This window comes from Nocardiopsis sediminis (genome assembly GCF_042650565.1).
Classification (GTDB): domain Bacteria; phylum Actinomycetota; class Actinomycetes; order Streptosporangiales; family Streptosporangiaceae; genus Nocardiopsis_B; species Nocardiopsis_B sediminis.
In genome coordinates, this window is the sequence record NZ_JBHSBH010000003.1 from 60,352 (window position 1) to 77,326 (window position 16,975).

The window sequence follows — 16,975 nt, forward strand, 5'->3', positions numbered from 1 at the left end:
CCGCCTGTCGGAAGGCCGGGTCACCAGCCCTGCTGCTGGCCGTATCCCGGCGGGTACTGCTGGCCGTAGCCCGGCTGCTGCTGACCGTATCCCTGCTGGTAGCCCTGCTGCTGGCCATACCCCTGCTGGGGGTCGTACCCCTGCTGGCCGTAGCCCGGCTGCTGGTAGCCCTGGCCGTACTGCTGGCCGGTCTGGTACTGGTAGCCGGCGTAGGGGTCCTGCTGCTGGCCGCCCGTGGGGTGCTGCTGGTAGGCCTGCTGCTCCCCCGATGCGTCCTTCGCCTTCTCCGGCTTGGCCTCCTCGGCGGGGGCGGCGTCGCTCTTCGGCTCGGGCCGGAAGATGAACAGCCGGGTGGTCGCCCCTTCGGCGCCGGTGCTCGGGGCGGTCTGGTCCAGCCGCCACCCGGCTTCCTCGATGCCTTCGAGGATGCGGGTCAGCCCGGGGCGGACCTTGCTGGACTCCTCGTCATAGCTGTTGACGTCCAGCTGGATGATGAACATCCGGCGGTTCTGCTGCGCAGCGACCTTGGCGTGCTCGACGACGGTGCTGTCCCTCACGACCTGCGTGACGCTCATTGATCAACCGTACCCATCTGCTCTCTGGGGCGCTCGCGAGCCCGTCGAGCCCAATTGCCCGTCTTCCACGTCCGTCGAGGAGTCGGCCGACTGGCCGCTTCGCCACCCATGATGCCCCCTATGCGGGGTTATGGCCACAAGCTCCCGCTCACGGCCGGTTCCGGACCGACGCCACTGCTTCGTCTATCGGTGTCGGACCGCCCACCAGTTCCAGGACCTGACCGATCGTCGCCGGCTCGTCCAGCACGGCGGCGACCACGGCGGCCACGTCCTGCCGGGTGACCTCCCCCCTCTCGACCTTGGGCGCGAGCCGTACCCGTCCGGTTCCCGGATCGTCGGTCAGGCGCCCCGGCCGCAGGATCGTCCAGTCGGTCTCCAGGCTACGGCCGCGGAGGTCGTCATCGGCCGCGCGCTTGGCCTCGACGTATGCGGCGAACACCGGGTCGGACCCGGGCGGCGGGCCCTCGTCGACCGCGATGGCCGACACCATGACGTAGCGCCGCACCCCCGCCAGCGACGCGGCGTCGGCCAGCAGCGCCGCGGCGTCGCGGTCGACCGTGGTCTTGCGCGCCGCACCGCTGCCGGGCCCGGCGCCCGCTGCGAACACCACGGCGTCGGCGCCCATGACCTTCTCGGTCAGCCGGGTGACGGTGGTGTCCTCCAGGTCGACGACCACGGGCTCGGCGCCGGCGGCGCGCACGTCGCCGGCGTGGTCCGGGTTGCGGATGAGTCCCACGGGGGAGTCCCCGCGGTCGGCCAGCAGCCGTTCCAGCCTCAGGGCGATCTTGCCGTGTCCTCCGGCGATGACAATACGCATACCCCGCAGGCTACGCGCCCTGGGAGCGGGCCGGGGGCTCCGCCGCCAGGACTCAGGACGGCACGAACCGCTCGCGCAGCAGCCGCTTGAGCAGTTTCCCGCTGCCGTTGCGCGGCAGCTCGTCGACGAGCAGGACCCGCTTGGGCACCTTGAAGCCCGCCAGCCGGCCGCGGGCGAACTCGATCAGCTCCTCCTCGGTGGCCTCGCCCTTGAGGACGGCGACGGCGGTCACGGCCTCGCCCCACGTGTCGTCGGGCACCGAGATGACCGCGACCTCGGCCACCGCCGGATGCAGGTAGAGCGCGTCCTCGACCTCGCGCGACGCCACGAGCACCCCGCCGGTGTTGATGACGTCCTTCACCCGGTCGACGATGGTGAGGTACCCGGCGGAGTCGCGGCGTGCGACGTCGCCGGAGCGGAACCAGCCGTCGCGGAACGCCTCGGCGGTCTCCTCGGGCTTGTCCCAGTACCCGTCGCACAGCTGCGGGGAGCGGTACACGATCTCCCCCGGCTCGCCGTCGGCAACGTCGGCGCCGTCCTCGTCGACGAGCCGCGCCTCGACGAAGAGCACCGGCCGGCCGCAGGAGTCCATCCGCTCCTCGACGTGCTCCTCGGGGCGCAGCACCGCGGCCAGCGGGCCGATCTCGCTCTGCCCGAAGCAGTTGTAGAAGCCCAGCCCCGGGTAGCGCCGCCGGATCCGGCGCAGCACCGGAACCGGCATGATCGCCGCTCCGTAGTAGGCCCGGCGCAGCCCCGACAGGTCGCGCTCGACGAAGTCGGGGTGGTTGGTCAGTGCCACCCACACCGTCGGCGCCGCGAAGAACGAGGTGATGCCGTCGCGCTCGATCCGCCGCAGCAGATCCGCCGGCTCCGGGGCCTCGACGATGTCGTTGACCGCCCCCGCTGCCAGCGCCGGCAGCAGGAAGACGTGCATCTGCGCCGAGTGGTACATCGGCAGCGCGTGCAGCAGGTGGTCGGACTCCTCGATGTCCAGCGCGTGCAGGCAGCTCATGTACTCGTGCACCAGGGCGCGGTGGCTCATCATCGCGCCCTTGGGCTGCGAGGTGGTGCCCGACGTGTAGAGCAGCTGGACGAGGTCGGTGTCGGCGATGTGTTCGAGGACGTCCTCGGTGGCGTCGGCGTCGCGGGCGACCTCCAGGACCGACTCTGGGGCGCCGCGCAAGGCCAGCACCTCGCGCGCCGGGATCTCGGAGCGCACGTCCTCGACCCGGCCGGCGAGGTTGGGGTCGGTGAGCACCAGGGTGCTGCCCGACTGGGCGAGCAGGTAGCTCAGCTCCGCCCCGCTCAGGCCGTTGTTCACCGGGACGTGCACGAGCCCCGCGCGGGCGCAGCCCAGGAACGCCAGCAGGTAGGCGTCGGAGTTGCGGCCATAGGCGGCGACGCGGTCGCCCCGGGTCAGCCCGAGGCCCAGGAGCCAGGCCGCCACCCGGCTCACCCCGCGGTCCAGCTCCGCGTAGGTCCACACCCGGTCGGCGAAGCGCACCGCCACCCGATCGGGCGTCCGCGCCGCCGTCCGGTGCACGATGCCGTCGACCGTGCTCGAAGTCGTCATTGCCCCATCCCCGGCCCCCATGCCGCCTCCCACCTGACCGGCCCGGCCGGCCGTGCCCGGCCGGGCGGACCACGCCGCGCACGTGACGTGTCGCACACCAACCTAAAGGCGCGGCCCGCCGGAGGCCAGGAGTCGCGGGCGGGGCGGGCGGAGCGCGCCCCGGCGGCGCAGGTGCGGGGGCCTTCCTCCTACCCCACCGTCCAGGTGTCGCCCCCGCCGAGCAGCGCGGCGAGGTCGCCGTCGCCCTGCGCGGCGCGGGCGCCGTCGATCTGCTCCCGCATCAGGTCGTCGTAGGCCGGCCGCTGCACATCGCGGAACACCCCGACCGGGACGTGCGCGAACGCCGGGCGGTCCAGCCGCGACAGCGCGAACGCGTAGCCGGGATCGGCGCGATGGGCGTCGTGCCGGAGGACCCGGTCCTCGCCGACTTCGGCGATGTCGGCGACGCGCAGCTCCCCGTAGTCGCCCATGACCACGCCCCGGTCGGCACCGATGCGCAGCGGCTCGCCGTGCTCCATCCGCAGCAGCCGGGAGTCGCGCTCCCCGGCGTCCTTGAGGGGCGCGAACGCGTCGTCGTTGAAGATCGGGCAGTTCTGGTAGATCTCGACGAACGAGGCGCCCTCGTGGTCGGCCGCGGCGCGCAGCACCCCGGTGAGGTGCTTGCGGTCGGAGTCGACGGTGCGCGCCACGAACCCCGCCTCGGCGCCCAGCGCCAGCGACACCGGGTTGAACGGGGAGTCCAGCGACCCCATCGGCGACGACTTGGTGATCTTCCCGGACTCGGAGGTGGGGGAGTACTGGCCCTTGGTCAGCCCGTAGATCCGGTTGTTGAACAGCAGCACGTTGATGTTGACGTTGCGGCGCAGCGCGTGGATCAGGTGGTTGCCGCCGATCGACAGGCCGTCGCCGTCGCCCGTGATGACCCACACCGACAGGTCGGGCCGGCTGGCCGCCAGGCCGGTGGCGATCGCCGGCGCGCGGCCGTGGATCGAGTGCATGCCGTAGGTGCTCAGGTAGTAGGGGAACCGCGACGAGCAGCCGATGCCCGACACGATCACGATGTTCTCGCGCGGCACCCCCAGCTCCGGCAGGAAGCCCTGGAACGCGGCGAGGATCGCGTAGTCGCCGCAGCCCGGGCACCAGCGCACGTCCTGGTCGGACTTGAAGTCCTTCATCTTGTAGGCGGTATCGCCGCGCGGGACGAGCTTGAGGCCCTTGAACCCCTCGCCGGTGGTTCCCGCGCCGTTGGTCCCTGCGCCGTTGGTCCCCGCGCCCGCTCCGGTCCCGTTGTCACTCCGCACGGTCGATGACCTCCTGAATCACGCCCGCCAGCTCTTCGGCCTTGAACGGCAGCCCGCGGACCTTCGTGTAGCCGATGACGTCGACCAGGAACCTGCCGCGCAGCAGCAGGGACAGCTGACCGAGGTTGATCTCGGGGACGAGCACCCGGTCATAGGAGCGCAGGACCGCGCCCAGGTTCTCCGGGAACGGGTTGAGGTGGCGCAGGTGGGCCTGTGCGACCTCGCCGCCGGCGCGGCGCACCCGGCGCACGCCGGCGGCGATCGACCCGTAGGTGCCGCCCCAGCCCAGGACCAGCACCTTCGCCGTGCCGGTGGGGTCGTCGACCTCCAGCGGGGCTATGTCGCGCGCGATGCCGTCGATCTTGGCCTGGCGCGAGCGCACCATCAGGTCGTGGTTGGCGGGGCTGTAGGAGATATCGCCGGAGCCGTCGGCCTTCTCGATGCCGCCGATCCGGTGCTCGAGCCCCGGTGTCCCCGGCACCGCCCACGGGCGGGCGAGGGTGCCGGGGTCGCGGCGGTAGGGAAGGAACGCGTCGCCGTCGCCGTTGGGCGCGGTCGCGAACTGGACGGACAGGTCCGGCAGGTCGGCGGTGTCGGGGATGCGCCACGGCTCGGAGCCGTTGGCCAGGTACCCGTCGGACAGCACGATCACCGGGGTGCGGTAGGCGGTGGCGATCCGGGTGGCCTCGATCGCGATGTCGAAGCAGTCGGCGGGCGACCGCGGCGCCAGCACCGGCACCGGGGACTCCCCGTTGCGCCCGAACATGGCCAGCAGCAGGTCGGCCTGCTCGGTCTTGGTGGGCATCCCGGTGCTGGGCCCGGCGCGCTGCACGTCGATCACCAGCAGCGGCAGCTCGGTCATGACCGCCAGGCCCAGGGTCTCGCCCTTGAGGACCATGCCGGGCCCCGATGTGGTGGTCACCCCGAGGGAGCCGCCGAACGCGGCGCCCAGCGCGGCGCCCACCCCGGCGATCTCGTCCTCGGCCTGGAAGGTGCGCACCCCGAACCGCTTGTGCTTGGACAGCTCGTGGAGGATGTCGGAGGCCGGGGTGATCGGGTAGGAACCGAGGAACAGCGGCAGCCCCGACAGCCGCGACCCGGCCACCAGGCCGTAGGACAGCGCGAGGTTGCCCGTGATGTTGCGGTAGGTCCCGGAGGGCAGCGGGGCCGGCTCGATCTCGTAGGAGACCGCGAAGTCCTCGGTGGTCTCGCCGAAGTTCCAGCCGGCCTGGAAGGCCGCGATGTTGGCGGCCAGGATGGCCGGCTTGCGCGCGAACTTCGCCTTGAGGAAGCCGAGCGTGCCCTCGGTGGGGCGGTTGTACATCCACGACAGCAGGCCCAGCGCGAACATGTTCTTGGCCCGCTCGGCGTCCTTCTTGGACACGTCGATGCCCGAAAGGGCCTCGACCGTCAGCGACGTCAGCGGCACCGGGCTGAGCTTGAAGCCCGACAGCGAGCCGTCGGCCACCGGGTCGGCGGCGTAGCCGACCTTCGCCAGGCTGCGCTTGGTGAACTCGTCGGTGTTGACGATCACGGTCGCACCCGGCGGCAGGTCCTCGACGTTGGCCTTGAGCGCCGCGGGGTTCATGGCCACCAGCACATCGGGGGCGTCGCCGGGGGTCATGATGTCGTGGTCGGCGAAGTGCAGCTGGAAGCTGGAGACCCCCGGCAGGGTGCCCGCCGGGGCGCGGATCTCGGCCGGGAAGTTGGGCAGGGTCGACAGGTCGTTGCCGAACGACGCGGTCTCCTGAGTGAACCGGTCGCCGGTCAGCTGCATGCCGTCGCCGGAGTCGCCTGCGAATCGGATGATGACGCGATCGAGTCGTTTGACCTGTTTGGTCACTGAGATCGCCGACCTCCTCGGTGGGCCGCGAACGCGCGGTGCGGCCCGGTTGCCACGGCCCGCGCCACCACCGTGAGCCGCCGGCGGGCGCCGGGAGGGAAGCGGTGACGGGACCCGATCGGGGTTGGAGCGGGGTCCTGGAGAGGGGGCGCCTGGAACGATGGGCGCGTGGTCAGGGCCGGGCCCGACACAGCGCGCTGGCGGTGCGGGCGAGGTCCACATGTCGACGGATCACGAGCAATGCCCCCGGTGTGGTGATCAACGTGATGACAGCCACTCTCGCACTATAGGTCGTCGCCCTCGGCGGGACCGGGGGTGGGTGGGGGATGTCACACGTGCGCCCGTCGGGCGGACGGCGGGGACGCCGCTGGTCCGCCCCGCAGGGGTTCGTACCGTTCACCGCCGCCTGCCGGGAACGCAACACCCCGATCCGCGCGTTCGACTGAGTGACCGGCCTGGAGGGGGCCGTGCGATGGGAAGGAGGCCGTGAGCCGTCGTGCACCGCAACACGTTCCGTGCCGCGGCCCTGCTCGCAGGGGTCTCGGGGGTCGCCATCCTCGCCGGATGGGCCTTCGCCGGGAGCAAGGGCCTCCAGTTCGGCATCGTCGTCGCCGTGGCGATCAACGGCCTGGTCTACTTCTACGGCTCCACCGCCGCGCTGCGCGCGATGCGGGCCCGGCCGATCAGCGAGATCGAGCAGCCGGTCCTCTACCGGATCGTCCGCGAGCTCGCCACCGAGGCGCGCCAGCCCATGCCCAAGGTGTACCTGTCGCCCACGGCCTCGCCCAACGCCTTCGCCACCGGCCACAGCCCCCGCTCGGCGGTCATCTGCTGCACCACGGGGCTGCTGCGCCTGCTCAGCGAGCGCGAACTGCGCGGCGTCATCGCCCACGAACTCGCCCACGTGCGGCGCCGCGACACCCTGGTGTGCTCGGTCGCCGCGACCGTCGCCGCGATCATCGGCTCGCTCACGGCGCTCGCGCTGCTGCTGCCCTTCGGCGATTCCGACGACGATGACGGCCCCGGGCTGCTGAGTGAGCTGCTGTTCCTAATGCTCGGCCCGATCGCGGCCGCCGTGATCCACCTCGGGGTGAGCCGGGCGCGCGAACACCGGGCCGACACCGACGCCGCGCGGCTCACCGGCGACCCGATCGGCCTGGCCAGCGCGCTGCGCCGGATCGAGGTCGGCGCCCGCACCCACCCGCTGCCCGCCGAACGGCCGCTCCTGGCCTCGGCGCACCTGATGATCGCCCACCCGTTCCCCGACCGCGGCATGGGACGGCTGTTCTCCGCCCACCCCCCCACGGCCGAACGCATCCGCCGCCTGCGCGCGCTGGCCGCGGAATGGGAGATGCCCTGAGCCCTGCCCCCGCGGGGGCAGGACGGGCACGGGGGATCGTCGTCAGCGGTAGTTCACGAACTGGAGGGCGACGTCGAGGTCCTTGTCCTTGAGCAGGGTCATGACGGACTGGAGGTCGTCCTTCTTCTTGGAGCTGACGCGCAGCTCCTCGCCCTGGATCTGGGCCTTGACGCCCTTGGGGCCCTCATCGCGGATGATCTTGGAGATCTTCTTGGCGTCGTCCGAGGCGATGCCCTCCTTGAGGGCGATCGGCAGCCGGTACTCCTTGCCCGAGGGCTTGGGCTCGCCGTCGGTGTCGAGGACCTTCAGGGACACCTTGCGCGCGATCAGCTTGCTCTTGAAGACGTCGAGGGCCGCGTTCACGCGCTCCTCGGAGTTGGCGCGGATCTCCACGCCCTGGTCGCCCGACCACGAGATGGCGGCCCCGGTCCCCTTGAAGTCGAAGCGCTGGGACAGCTCCTTTGCCGCCTGGTTCAGCGCGTTGTCGACCTCTTGCCGGTCGAGCTTGGATACGACGTCGAAACTGGATTCAGCGGCCACGTGCGCTCTCATTCTCACAGGACGGGTGGTCAGAGCAGCCGGCCCGCCGCGGGGCGCGCCGTCTGCGGCAGCACCCGAGCTTAGCCGGGCACCGTCGGCCACCGCGGCCGCGCCGCCACCGGAGGGCCGCCGTTATCGATTTCGTGTCCGCACCGGATATCCGCTATCCTCATGCATGCGCCGCGGCCCAGAGCCGCCGCACCCCAGGCAGGTTGCCCGAGTGGCCAAAGGGAGCGGACTGTAAATCCGCCGGCTCAGCCTACGTAGGTTCGAACCCTACACCTGCCACCCAGGGATAAGACCCCGTTGACCGGTGTGTACCGGTCCCGGGGTCTTGTCTGTTTTCGGGGCGACGCCTTCTTGTGTGCCCGTGCCCCTGCGCCCGTGTGGGCGCCGGGGTGATTTCGGTGTGCCCGTAATCGGGTGGCCTCCTCTTCGCGGGGCCCGGGGCGGGTGTTCGTCGTGTACTCGTTCGCGCGCTGCGCCGTTCCCGGCCGTGTTCCGCCGACGCGCCGTGCCCCCGGATGATCGTCCGCGCCGGTGTCGGGTGTCGCCTTTGTGCGGACGCGTCCCGGCAAAGGAACAGGCAACCGGCGAAGGGGACGTCAAAGGACACGCCCAGCAATCGGGAAGCGCCGGTAAATTTATCTACCGTCATTCTTCTCTGACGGCGAGAAATATGCGCCCATCGGGTGAACTGGACATTTTGATTTTCCTGTTTTTGGCGTTGACAAAAATCGCCGTGTCGGTCGATGATTGCCACGTCCACCGCGACCAGGACGCCTGCGGGCGTTTTTCCATCCTCGTTTATTTACTCGGGGGAATCACATGAAGAAGCTGACCGCTGCGGCCCTGATCGCCGCCACCGCGATGGGCGCCATGCTCATGGCCTCGCCTGCTCAGGCGAGCGACCATGGGAGCTACGGGGGAGACCAGCAGTTCAACCAGAACTTGCAGCTGGTTCCGATCCAGGTGTGCAACGCCAACGTCTCGGTGCTGGGTGTCACCGTTCCGATCCTGTCCCCGCAGACCACGGGCGACTGCGTGAACGGTCCGATCGCCACCAACGTCGAGGACTAGTCCGCGGAACTCGAATCCGAGTCCGTCACAGGCTTCTCACTGGGAAAGGAATCCAGATGCTGCGCAAACTGGGAATCGCAGGCCTCGTCGCTGGCGCCGCCATCGGTGTCGTCATGTCCGGTACGCCCGCAATGGCGAGCGACTACGACGGCGACCAGCAGTACAACCAGAACCTTCAGGCAATTCCGATCGAGCTGTGCAACCCGAACATCAGCGCGCTGATCGGTATCACCATCCCGGTTCTGTCGCCGCAGACCACCGGCGACTGCGTCAACGGCCCGATCAGCACCAACATCGAGTAGGGGAAGAACATGCTGCGCAAGCTCGGTATCGCGGGTCTCGTGGCCGGTGCCGCCATCGGTGTCGTCATGTCCGCCACGCCCGCAATGGCCGGCGGCCACGGCGGCGACTACGACGGCGACCAGCAGTACAACCAGAACCTCCAGCTGATCCCGGTCGAGGCGTGCAACGCGAACGTCAGCGCGCTGATCGGTGTCACCGTTCCGGTTCTGTCGCCGCAGACCACCGGCGACTGCGTCAACGGCCCGATCGCCACCAACCTCGACGACTGAGACGAGTCGGTGACCCCCGGCGGAACCCCCGCCCTCCGGTGACGACCGGGCGGCGACGTTCCGCGGGGGTGCAGAAGAAGTAGAACCGGTCGGCGTGACCGGTGGCCGCCCCGGAGGCGCCAGGCCACCCGGCCGATCCAGGGGTTCGGATCCCCCGGTCCCGTGCAGCGCACGGGGCCGGGGGATTCCCGTTGTGCGGGGGGCTCTTACGGGTGTCACCCGCGCACGACCACCGCCGAGCCGTGGCCGAACAGCCCCTGGTTCACCGCGATCCCGACCCGGGCTCCCTCCACCTGACGCGGCCCGGCCCGGCCGCCGATCTGCCGGGCCAGTTCGCAGACCTGGGCGATGGCCTGGGCCGGCACCGCCTCGCCGAAGCTCGCCAGGCCCCCGCTCGGGTTGACGGGGATCCGGCCGCCGATGGCGGTCGCGCCGTCGTGCAGCAGCGCCTCAGCGCCGCCCGGCGGGCACAGCCCGATGTCCTCGTACCAGTCCAGCTCCATCGCCGTTGACAGGTCGTAGACCTCGGCGAGGTCGAGGTCCGCTGGCGCCACGCCCGCCTCCTCGTAGGCGGCCGCGGCGATGGCGGCGCGGAACGGCACCTCGGGGGGATCGGCCGCCGCGCGGGAGTCGGTGGCGAAGTCCGGCATGGCCAGGTCGGGTTCGGGGAAGCGCGGGGAGACGGTCGCGACGGCGGCCAGGCCCACCCCCTCGCGGCCGAGCCGGCGGGCGCGGTCGCGCCCGGTCAGGACGAGGGCCGCGGCGCCGTCGCTGGTGGCGCAGATGTCCAGCAGGTGCAGGGGGTCGGCGACCATGGGCGACGTCAGCACCTGCTCCGCGGTGACCTCGGACCGGTAGCGCGCATGGGGGTTGGCCGCCCCGTGGCGGCTGTTCTTGGCCTTCACCGCGGCGAAGTCCGCCGGCGTGCTGCCGTGCACCGCCATGCGCCGCCGGGCCGCGAGCGCGAAGTAGACGGGGTTGGTCGCGCCCAGCACCCGGAACCGCAGCCAGTCGGGGTCGCCGGGCCGCTCGCCGCCCACGGGGGCGAAGAACCCCTTGGGCGCGGAGTCGGCGCCCACGACGAGGGCGACGTCGCACAGCCCGGCCAGGATCTGCGCCCGGGCCGCCCCGATCGCGTGCGCCCCGCCGGCGCAGGCGGCGTAGGAGGTGGTGACCCGTTCCCCCGCCCAGCCCAGGGCCCGGGCGATGGCGGCGCCGGCGATGAACCCGGGGTAGCCGTTGCGGATGGTCCCGGCCCCGGCCAGGAAGCCGATCTCGGTGCGGTCGACCCCGGCGTCGGCGAGGGCGGCTCGTGCGGCGGCCACGCCGTACTCGGTGAAGTCGCGCCCCCATTTGCCCCAGGGGTGCATGCCGATGCCCGCGATGACGACCTCGTCGGCGCTCACCCCGCGCCCCCTCGGGGGAGGGGCCGCCAGTTCCACACGGTGTGGACGGGGGCGGCCGGGCCCGTGTCACCGGCCGGCAGATCGCCTTCGACGAGTTCCATCTCACAGCCCACGCTGAGATCGGCCGCGGCGGTCCCGGGGGCGACCCGGCCGAGCACGATGATGCCCTCGGCGGCCAGCTCGACCGCCGCCAGGGCGAAGGGGACGAAGGGGTCGGGGGCGGCGAACGGCGGGGGCGGTGGATAGCGGCAGTCGGTGTAGGACCAGACCCGTCCGCGCCGCGACAACGGGACGTCGGGGAGTTCGCCGCCGGGGCAGCGCGGATTCCGGCAGAAGCGGGGCTCGGGCGGGAAGTGCACGGTCGCGCAGGCGGTGCAGCGGGTGCCGATGAGATGGAGGCCGTCGGGCCCGGAGGCGAACCAGCCGTCCACGGCCGGCAGGCGTGTGGCGCTCATCCACCATGTATAACAGCCAAGCGCTTGGTTGGTCGACGGTCCGGGCGCGGCGCACCCGCCCCGATTGCGCCGCGTGCGTAGGCTGGCGCACACAGTGACCCCGGGCGCCGCCGGCCGGGCCGGCGGGGATGTTGGAGGACGCATGAGGACGACGCACGCGGCCGTGATCGCGCTCGTGAGCCCCTTCGTACTGCTCGCCGGGTGCTCGGGGGCCGAGGGCGGGCCGTCCGATGACGGCACGTCGCTCCCGCCCGCCCCCGAGGAGACGCAGTCGGTCCCCGCTGAGGAGACGGCATCCGCCCCGCCCGAGGCGTCCCCGTCCTCCGGCGCCGACGTCTTCGTCTTCAACACCTACGGCGACGAGCCGGGCCGCCCCGACCGGGAACCGGCCGGACTCACCGCGTCGGAGTTCACCACCTTCACCGGGCTGACCTGGCGGACGTGGGAGCCCGATTCCGCCGAGGCCCGGGGCCGGCTCTCGGGCACCTGGTGCCTGCCCGGCTGCCAGGACCGCCCCTACGAGGTCGTGGTGGAGCTCACGGAGCCGCAGGACGTCGAGGGCACGGAGTACTTCACCACCTATGAGATCACCGACAGCGGCGACCTCCCGGAGGACATGCGACAGCGCATGACCGACGCCGACCAGGGCCGCCTGATGCTGCCCACCTCCCGGTGACCGGATCGCGGCGCGGCGGCCCTCGGGGACGGGCCCCGGCCGGGGCCCGTCCATGGCGCGGACACGGGCCGCCAAGAAATACGGCCGATCGTCCAATCGCAGGTCAAGCGTTACTTCTTCGGCGCGTTACGGCCCCGGAGAACCGGATTTTGGGCGCGGCAGCGGCCCGGGGTCTTTAGTCTGCTGAGTTGTGGGTGACTCAGCGAACCAGGTGCCGCCGCCCCTCGCCGACGCGACCGCGCGAGGGCGGTCGGCCGTGCCGCACGGCCACCGGCCGGCGCCCGCCCCCGGGACCGGCCGCGACCCGCAGACCGACCCCGAGGGGCCGGTGCCCCGGCACGGCCGCGCGGCGCTCCTGCGCCTGGCCGGCTGGTTCGAGGCGGCCGACGACGCCACCGCCCACGCGATCTTCACCGCGGCCTTCGGCATGCACGCCGCAACCCACCTCGGCGGCTCCGGCGAGGAGGAGTCCGTCGCCGCCACCGCGAGCTGGTGGGACGCGCCGCTGGCGCACACCGCCGCCGCGCGGCTGAGCAGCGCGCTGCCCGCCGCCCCGGTGCGCTTCCACGGCGACCAGCGGGCGCGGCTGCGCGACGCCGCCGAGTCGTCCGCCCACTGGCGCCGCTCGGCCGCCCAGGAGGCCCGCCGGGTCCTCGCCGAGCCCACGGGCACCGATTCCCGGCTCCACCTCTCCAGCGCCGCGCTGGACGTCCTCATGGAGCTGCTGACGGCCGCGCTGGGCTCCGGCGACGCCACGCGCTCCGCGGTGTCGGCGGGCGACCTCGAGCTCGGCATCCGCCTGCACGTGCGGCACGTCCCCGAGGCCACCATCAGCATGCGTGCGAGCGGCGGCGACCTCACCCTTGAGGGGCTGTGCCTGTGGGTCACCCCGTTCGCGGCCGCCGACGGCGGCACCGCGGGCCAGGACGACCCCGGCTCCGGCCCCCGCCTGGTGCGCCACGCGTGAGCCCGCGGCGCGCACCCGGCGACCGCCCACCGAGCAGGAGACGAGATCACCAGTGACGTCGCATGAGGACATCGCACTCATCGGCGAGCGCCAGGCGGCGGCCCGGCGGCTGCTCGCCGACCCCCTCATCACCGCCCGCACCCACCCCGACGACTTCGCGGTCGTGCGATCCCACTCCGACTGGCTCATCCAGCGCTTCCGCCGGGTCCTCGGCTACGACCTGACCGTCGCCGCCGACCACGCGCGCCTGGCGAAGACCGGGCTGGTCGGGCCGGTCACGCGGCCGCTCGCCCGGCACAGCGGCGCCCAGTTCTCCCCGCGCACCTACGCCCACCTCGCGCTGTGCCTGGCCGCGCTGGTCGAGGCGCCGCGGTCGCTGACCGTCGCCCGCCTGGCGGCCGACGTGCACGCCGCCGCGGCCGAGGCCGGGCTCGACTTCGACCCCCGCGACCGCATGGGGGAGCGGCGCGCCTTCGTCGCCGCGCTGCGCCACCTGGCCGGCTGGGGCGCCGTGACACCGGCCGAGGGCACGCTGGGCGACTACGCCGCCGATGCCGGTGCCGGCGTCCGCCTGACCGTCCATTCCGAGGTCGTGCGCCGCGTGGTCGCCCACCCCCCGCACTCCACCGCCGACGCCGACGACTTCGTGCGCGGCATGGAGGCCGGCGACCCGGCGGGCGACCTCGCCGGAGAGGTCGCCCTGCGCCGCATGCTCGCCGAGACCGCCGTCGTCTACCGCGACGACCTCACCCCGCGCCAGCGCGACCGGCTGGCCCACCACCAGTGGCGCGCGGTCGCCGAACTCGCCGACCTGCTCGGCTGCGACGCCGAGATCCGCGCCGAGGGCATCGCCCTGATCATGCCCGACGAGGCCGAGACCGAGCGCACCGTGGCCTTCCCCAGCGCCGACCCGGCCGGGCAGGCGGCCCTGCTGCTGGTGGAGCGGCTGATCGCGCGGCTGCGGCCGGAGGCCGCCCCCGTCGCGGGGGTCCCCGTTCCGGCCGGGGTGCTGGACGAGGAGCTGAGCGCGGTCATCGACGACGGGGCCCAGCGCCGCTGGGGCCGCTCCGCTGTGAGCCACGTCCCCGACCCCGGCGACATCGCCGCCCGCGCCCTGCGGCTGCTGCACGGCACCGGGCTGATGCGCGGGCCGGGGGGCACACCGGGCGGCGGCCACGAGGGGTGGACCCTGCTCGCCGCCGCCGCCCGGTACGGCGGCAGACCCTCCTACGGCGGCGAGACCGGGGCCGGGGAGCCGGCCGGTGCCGACGCCGCGTCCGGGGGAGAGGGGTGACCCGGCATTCCGGTCGAACCGGATGCCCCGGCACCGCGTGTGTCCAACGGGCCCTTCCGCCCCGGCGACCCCTCGCCCGAGCGGCCGGCCGCGCGGGACCGCACAGCGGCGGCATCGCAGCCCCGCCGGCCGGCCCGCACGTCCGCACCCTGCGACCCCCGACCCGACCCCGGGCACTCTCGCCATCCGGGACAATGACAGGACCGCCGCGGCAGGTGACCACCCCCAGCGGCGGAAGAGCACGGCACGGAGCGGAGGGCGGTCGATGACCGACGCGAGCGCGAGCGAGCGAACGGCGGACCCGACGCCCCCCGGCGGCGCGAACGACCCCGGGGCGGCCGACGCCGCACAGGACGGTACCGGCGGGTGGGTGGTGACCCCGCCCGCAGGCGTGCGCGGGGCCGACCTGCTGGACGATCCCGGGTCCGCGGCACTGGGCGGCACGCGGGCCCCCGCGCCGCGGACCGGCCGCGCCGCCGATGTGCTCGACGCCTCGCGGGCCGGCGGATCACCCGCCTCCGGCGGGACGAAGGCGGAGCCGGCGCGGCCCGAGGCCGGCGCCGACCCCTCGCCCGGCGACCCCACGCCCGCCCACGCGCGCACGCGCCACCGGCTCACCCGCGCCGGGATCCAGAACGTCTGGCAGTACGACGACCACGTCTTCCACTTCGCCGACGGCCGGCTGCTGCTGCGCGGACGCAACGGCGCCGGGAAGTCCAAGGCGCTGGAGATGCTGCTGCCGTTCCTCCTCGACGGCGACGCCCGGCGGCTCGACACCACCGGCACCAGCCGCACCAGCCTGCGCTGGCTCCTGCTCGACGGCCGCACGCCACCGCCCGAGGACGACACCGCCGAGGGCACCGACACCGGCGACACCGCCGGGCCGGGCGAGGGCGAGGACACCGAACCCGCCACCGCGATCCTCGGCTACCTCTGGGTGGAGTTCACCCGCGACCCCGCCGCCGAGGACACCCCCGACGGCGCCGGCACCCCCGATGACGGCGGACGCCCCGGCCGGATCACCCTCGGCGCCGCGATCACCGCCTCCCCGGGCACCGACGCCCGCAGCGTGTTCTTCGTCACCGGCCGCGCCGTCGGCACCGACCTGCACCTCATCGCCGACGGCCGCCCCATGCCCATCGACCGGCTGCGCACGGAGGTCGGCCCGGAGAACTGCTACGACACCGCGGTCTCCTACCGCGCCCGCGTCATGCGCGAGCTGTTCGGCATCGACGACCCCGTCCGCTACCGCAACCTCATCCACCTCCTCTACCGGCTGCGCCGCCCCACCATCGGCGAGCGCCTGGAGGCCGGCGAGCTGGTGTCGGTCCTCGCCGAGGCGCTGCCGCCCATGGACGACACCGTCCTGGACGAAATGGCGCGCAACATCTCCGACCTGGAGGAGGCGCGCGCCCGGCTCGGCTCGCTCACCTCCGCCAAGGAGCAGGTCGCGTCGTTCCTCACCGACTACCGCGGCTACCTGCACGGCCGGCTGCGCGCCCAGGCGCGCGTGGTCCGCGACCAGATCGACGCCCACCGCGACCGCGACACCGAGGTCGACCGGCTGCGCGAGGAGCTCGACCGCCTCGTGGGCGTCGAGAGCGGCGTGCAGGAGGAGCGCGACCGGCTGCGCCGCACCCGCGACACCGCCGCCTCCGACGCCGGCACCCTGACCGCCGGCGGGTCCGCGCCCGCCCCCACCGAGTACGAGCACCAGGCCCGCCACGCCGCCGTCGCCGCCTACATCCGCGCCGCCGAGGCCACCTGGGCCGCCGCCGACTACGCCCTGTCCGCCGAGGAGCAGGCCAAGGAGGGGATCGCGGGCGACATCGCCGCCATCGAGCGCGCCCTGACCGAGCTGCGCCGGCTCAACGGCCGCCTGGCCGAGTCCGCCCGCGCCGGCGGTGTCGCGACCGCCGCGCAGGCTCAGGTCCCGCACCCCGTTCCCACCACCCTCGCCCCGCGCGAGAGCGTCACCCACGTCGACCTCCAGGGCCTGGAGCAGGCCGTCGAGCGCGACCCCGTCGCCGGTGTCGACGTGGTGGAGCTGCGCGCCCGCCTCGCCGAACTGCACGACCTGTTCGGCCGCGCCGACACCGAGGCCGCCGAGCGCATCGCCGTGGCCGCGGAGCTGCGCGAGCGTGCGGTGGAGCGGGCCGCGGCCGAGCGCCGCGAAGCCGCCCTCGACAGCGAGGCCGAGGCCGCCGACGCCGCCCTCGAACGCGCCAAGGAGCGCGAGCGCGCCGCCATCGACACCGTCCGCACCGCCAGCGCCGACTACGCCGCCGCGGTCCGCGACTGGAGCGCCCGGCTGCGCGCCGCGGCCGCCGACCACGACATCACCGACGCCCTGGCCGCTCTCGACGAAGGGGTCGAGCTCCCGCTGACCGACGAACTCCGCGTCCTGGACGCGGACGTGCCCGCCGGCATCGCCGACCGGGCCCACAGCGCCGTCGACCCCCTCCTGCACGAGCTGCGCACCCGCCGCGACACCGCGGTGGGCGAGGAGCGCGAGC

The 16,975-nt window shown here is 73.4% G+C and carries 16 protein-coding genes, 1 tRNA gene and 1 pseudogene; 10 read left to right on the forward strand and 8 right to left on the reverse strand.

All coding sequences use genetic code 11. From position 1 onward, the window contains the following. Positions 1–20: 20 nt before the first annotated feature. The 5 genes from ACFOVU_RS01635 to ACFOVU_RS01655 all read right to left on the reverse strand — a co-directional run bounded on the left by ACFOVU_RS01635 (position 21) and on the right by ACFOVU_RS01655 (position 6,109). Positions 21–575: a hypothetical protein gene (locus ACFOVU_RS01635; RefSeq protein ID WP_378529466.1), complete on the reverse strand. Its 555-nt coding sequence runs from the start codon at positions 573–575 to the stop codon at positions 21–23. Positions 576–723: 148 nt separating this feature from the next. Next, complete coding sequence (locus ACFOVU_RS01640) at positions 724–1,392, reverse strand: NAD(P)H-binding protein (protein ID WP_378529467.1); 669 nt, start codon at positions 1,390–1,392, stop codon at positions 724–726. A gap of 52 nt (positions 1,393–1,444) precedes the next feature. Continuing rightward, positions 1,445–2,965 (reverse strand): fatty acyl-CoA synthetase, encoded by a 1,521-nt coding sequence (locus ACFOVU_RS01645; protein ID WP_378529468.1) that lies wholly within the window; start codon positions 2,963–2,965, stop codon positions 1,445–1,447. A gap of 188 nt (positions 2,966–3,153) precedes the next feature. Further along, entirely contained in the window at positions 3,154–4,140 is a 987-nt protein-coding gene (locus tag ACFOVU_RS01650; RefSeq protein ID WP_378529952.1) for a 2-oxoacid:ferredoxin oxidoreductase subunit beta, read from the reverse strand. A gap of 115 nt (positions 4,141–4,255) precedes the next feature. Then, positions 4,256–6,109 (reverse strand): 2-oxoacid:acceptor oxidoreductase subunit alpha, encoded by a 1,854-nt coding sequence (locus ACFOVU_RS01655; protein WP_378529469.1) that lies wholly within the window; start codon positions 6,107–6,109, stop codon positions 4,256–4,258. A 496-nt stretch (positions 6,110–6,605) separates the two neighbouring features. Between ACFOVU_RS01655 and ACFOVU_RS01660 the strand changes: the two genes are divergently transcribed. After that, positions 6,606–7,469 carry a M48 family metalloprotease gene (locus ACFOVU_RS01660; protein ID WP_378529470.1) on the forward strand — a complete coding sequence of 288 codons (864 nt, stop codon included), beginning with the start codon at positions 6,606–6,608 and terminating at the stop codon, positions 7,467–7,469. Positions 7,470–7,511: 42 nt separating this feature from the next. Here ACFOVU_RS01660 and ACFOVU_RS01665 read toward each other — a convergent pair whose 3' ends face one another. After that, positions 7,512–8,009 (reverse strand): YajQ family cyclic di-GMP-binding protein, encoded by a 498-nt coding sequence (locus tag ACFOVU_RS01665; protein ID WP_378529471.1) that lies wholly within the window; start codon positions 8,007–8,009, stop codon positions 7,512–7,514. 206 nt (positions 8,010–8,215) lie between these two features. On the opposite strand from ACFOVU_RS01665, the gene ACFOVU_RS01670 reads away from it, so the two are divergent. The 5 genes from ACFOVU_RS01670 to ACFOVU_RS01690 all read left to right on the forward strand — a co-directional run bounded on the left by ACFOVU_RS01670 (position 8,216) and on the right by ACFOVU_RS01690 (position 9,661). After that, positions 8,216–8,297, forward strand: a tRNA-Tyr gene (locus tag ACFOVU_RS01670). 268 nt (positions 8,298–8,565) lie between these two features. Further along, a complete protein-coding gene (locus ACFOVU_RS01675) occupies positions 8,566–8,841 on the forward strand; it encodes a hypothetical protein (protein ID WP_378529472.1) in 276 nt (91 codons plus the stop codon). Beyond that, positions 8,838–9,089 carry a hypothetical protein gene (locus ACFOVU_RS01680; protein ID WP_378529473.1) on the forward strand — a complete coding sequence of 84 codons (252 nt, stop codon included), beginning with the start codon at positions 8,838–8,840 and terminating at the stop codon, positions 9,087–9,089. Before ACFOVU_RS01675 ends, ACFOVU_RS01680 begins: the two co-directional genes overlap by 4 nt. A 56-nt stretch (positions 9,090–9,145) precedes the next feature. Then, on the forward strand, positions 9,146–9,391 hold the full coding sequence (locus ACFOVU_RS01685) for a hypothetical protein (protein ID WP_378529474.1): 246 nt from the start codon (positions 9,146–9,148) through the stop codon (positions 9,389–9,391). A gap of 9 nt (positions 9,392–9,400) precedes the next feature. Then, entirely contained in the window at positions 9,401–9,661 is a 261-nt protein-coding gene (locus tag ACFOVU_RS01690) for a hypothetical protein (RefSeq protein ID WP_378529475.1), read from the forward strand. A gap of 215 nt (positions 9,662–9,876) precedes the next feature. On the opposite strand, the gene ACFOVU_RS01695 is transcribed toward ACFOVU_RS01690, so the two are convergent. Together ACFOVU_RS01695 and ACFOVU_RS01700 are read right to left on the reverse strand one after the other, a co-directional pair. After that, positions 9,877–11,031, reverse strand: a complete 1,155-nt coding sequence (locus ACFOVU_RS01695) for a lipid-transfer protein (RefSeq protein WP_378529953.1) — start codon at positions 11,029–11,031, stop codon at positions 9,877–9,879. 32 nt (positions 11,032–11,063) lie between these two features. Continuing rightward, on the reverse strand, positions 11,064–11,522 hold the full coding sequence (locus ACFOVU_RS01700; RefSeq protein WP_378529476.1) for a Zn-ribbon domain-containing OB-fold protein: 459 nt from the start codon (positions 11,520–11,522) through the stop codon (positions 11,064–11,066). A 142-nt stretch (positions 11,523–11,664) separates the two neighbouring features. Here ACFOVU_RS01700 and ACFOVU_RS01705 point away from each other — a divergent pair, with 142 nt between their 5' ends. From ACFOVU_RS01705 to ACFOVU_RS01720, 4 genes and pseudogenes are all read left to right on the forward strand, one after another. Beyond that, positions 11,665–12,198 (forward strand): hypothetical protein, encoded by a 534-nt coding sequence (locus tag ACFOVU_RS01705; protein ID WP_378529477.1) that lies wholly within the window; start codon positions 11,665–11,667, stop codon positions 12,196–12,198. Between the two features lie 190 nt (positions 12,199–12,388). Continuing rightward, positions 12,389–13,165, forward strand: coding sequence for a DUF2397 family protein (locus tag ACFOVU_RS01710; RefSeq protein WP_378529478.1), 777 nt, complete (start codon positions 12,389–12,391; stop codon positions 13,163–13,165). 52 nt (positions 13,166–13,217) lie between these two features. Further along, positions 13,218–14,459 carry a TIGR02678 family protein gene (locus ACFOVU_RS01715; protein WP_378529479.1) on the forward strand — a complete coding sequence of 414 codons (1,242 nt, stop codon included), beginning with the start codon at positions 13,218–13,220 and terminating at the stop codon, positions 14,457–14,459. 265 nt (positions 14,460–14,724) lie between these two features. Then, positions 14,725–16,975, forward strand: a pseudogene (locus ACFOVU_RS01720) (exonuclease SbcC); the annotation flags it as partial.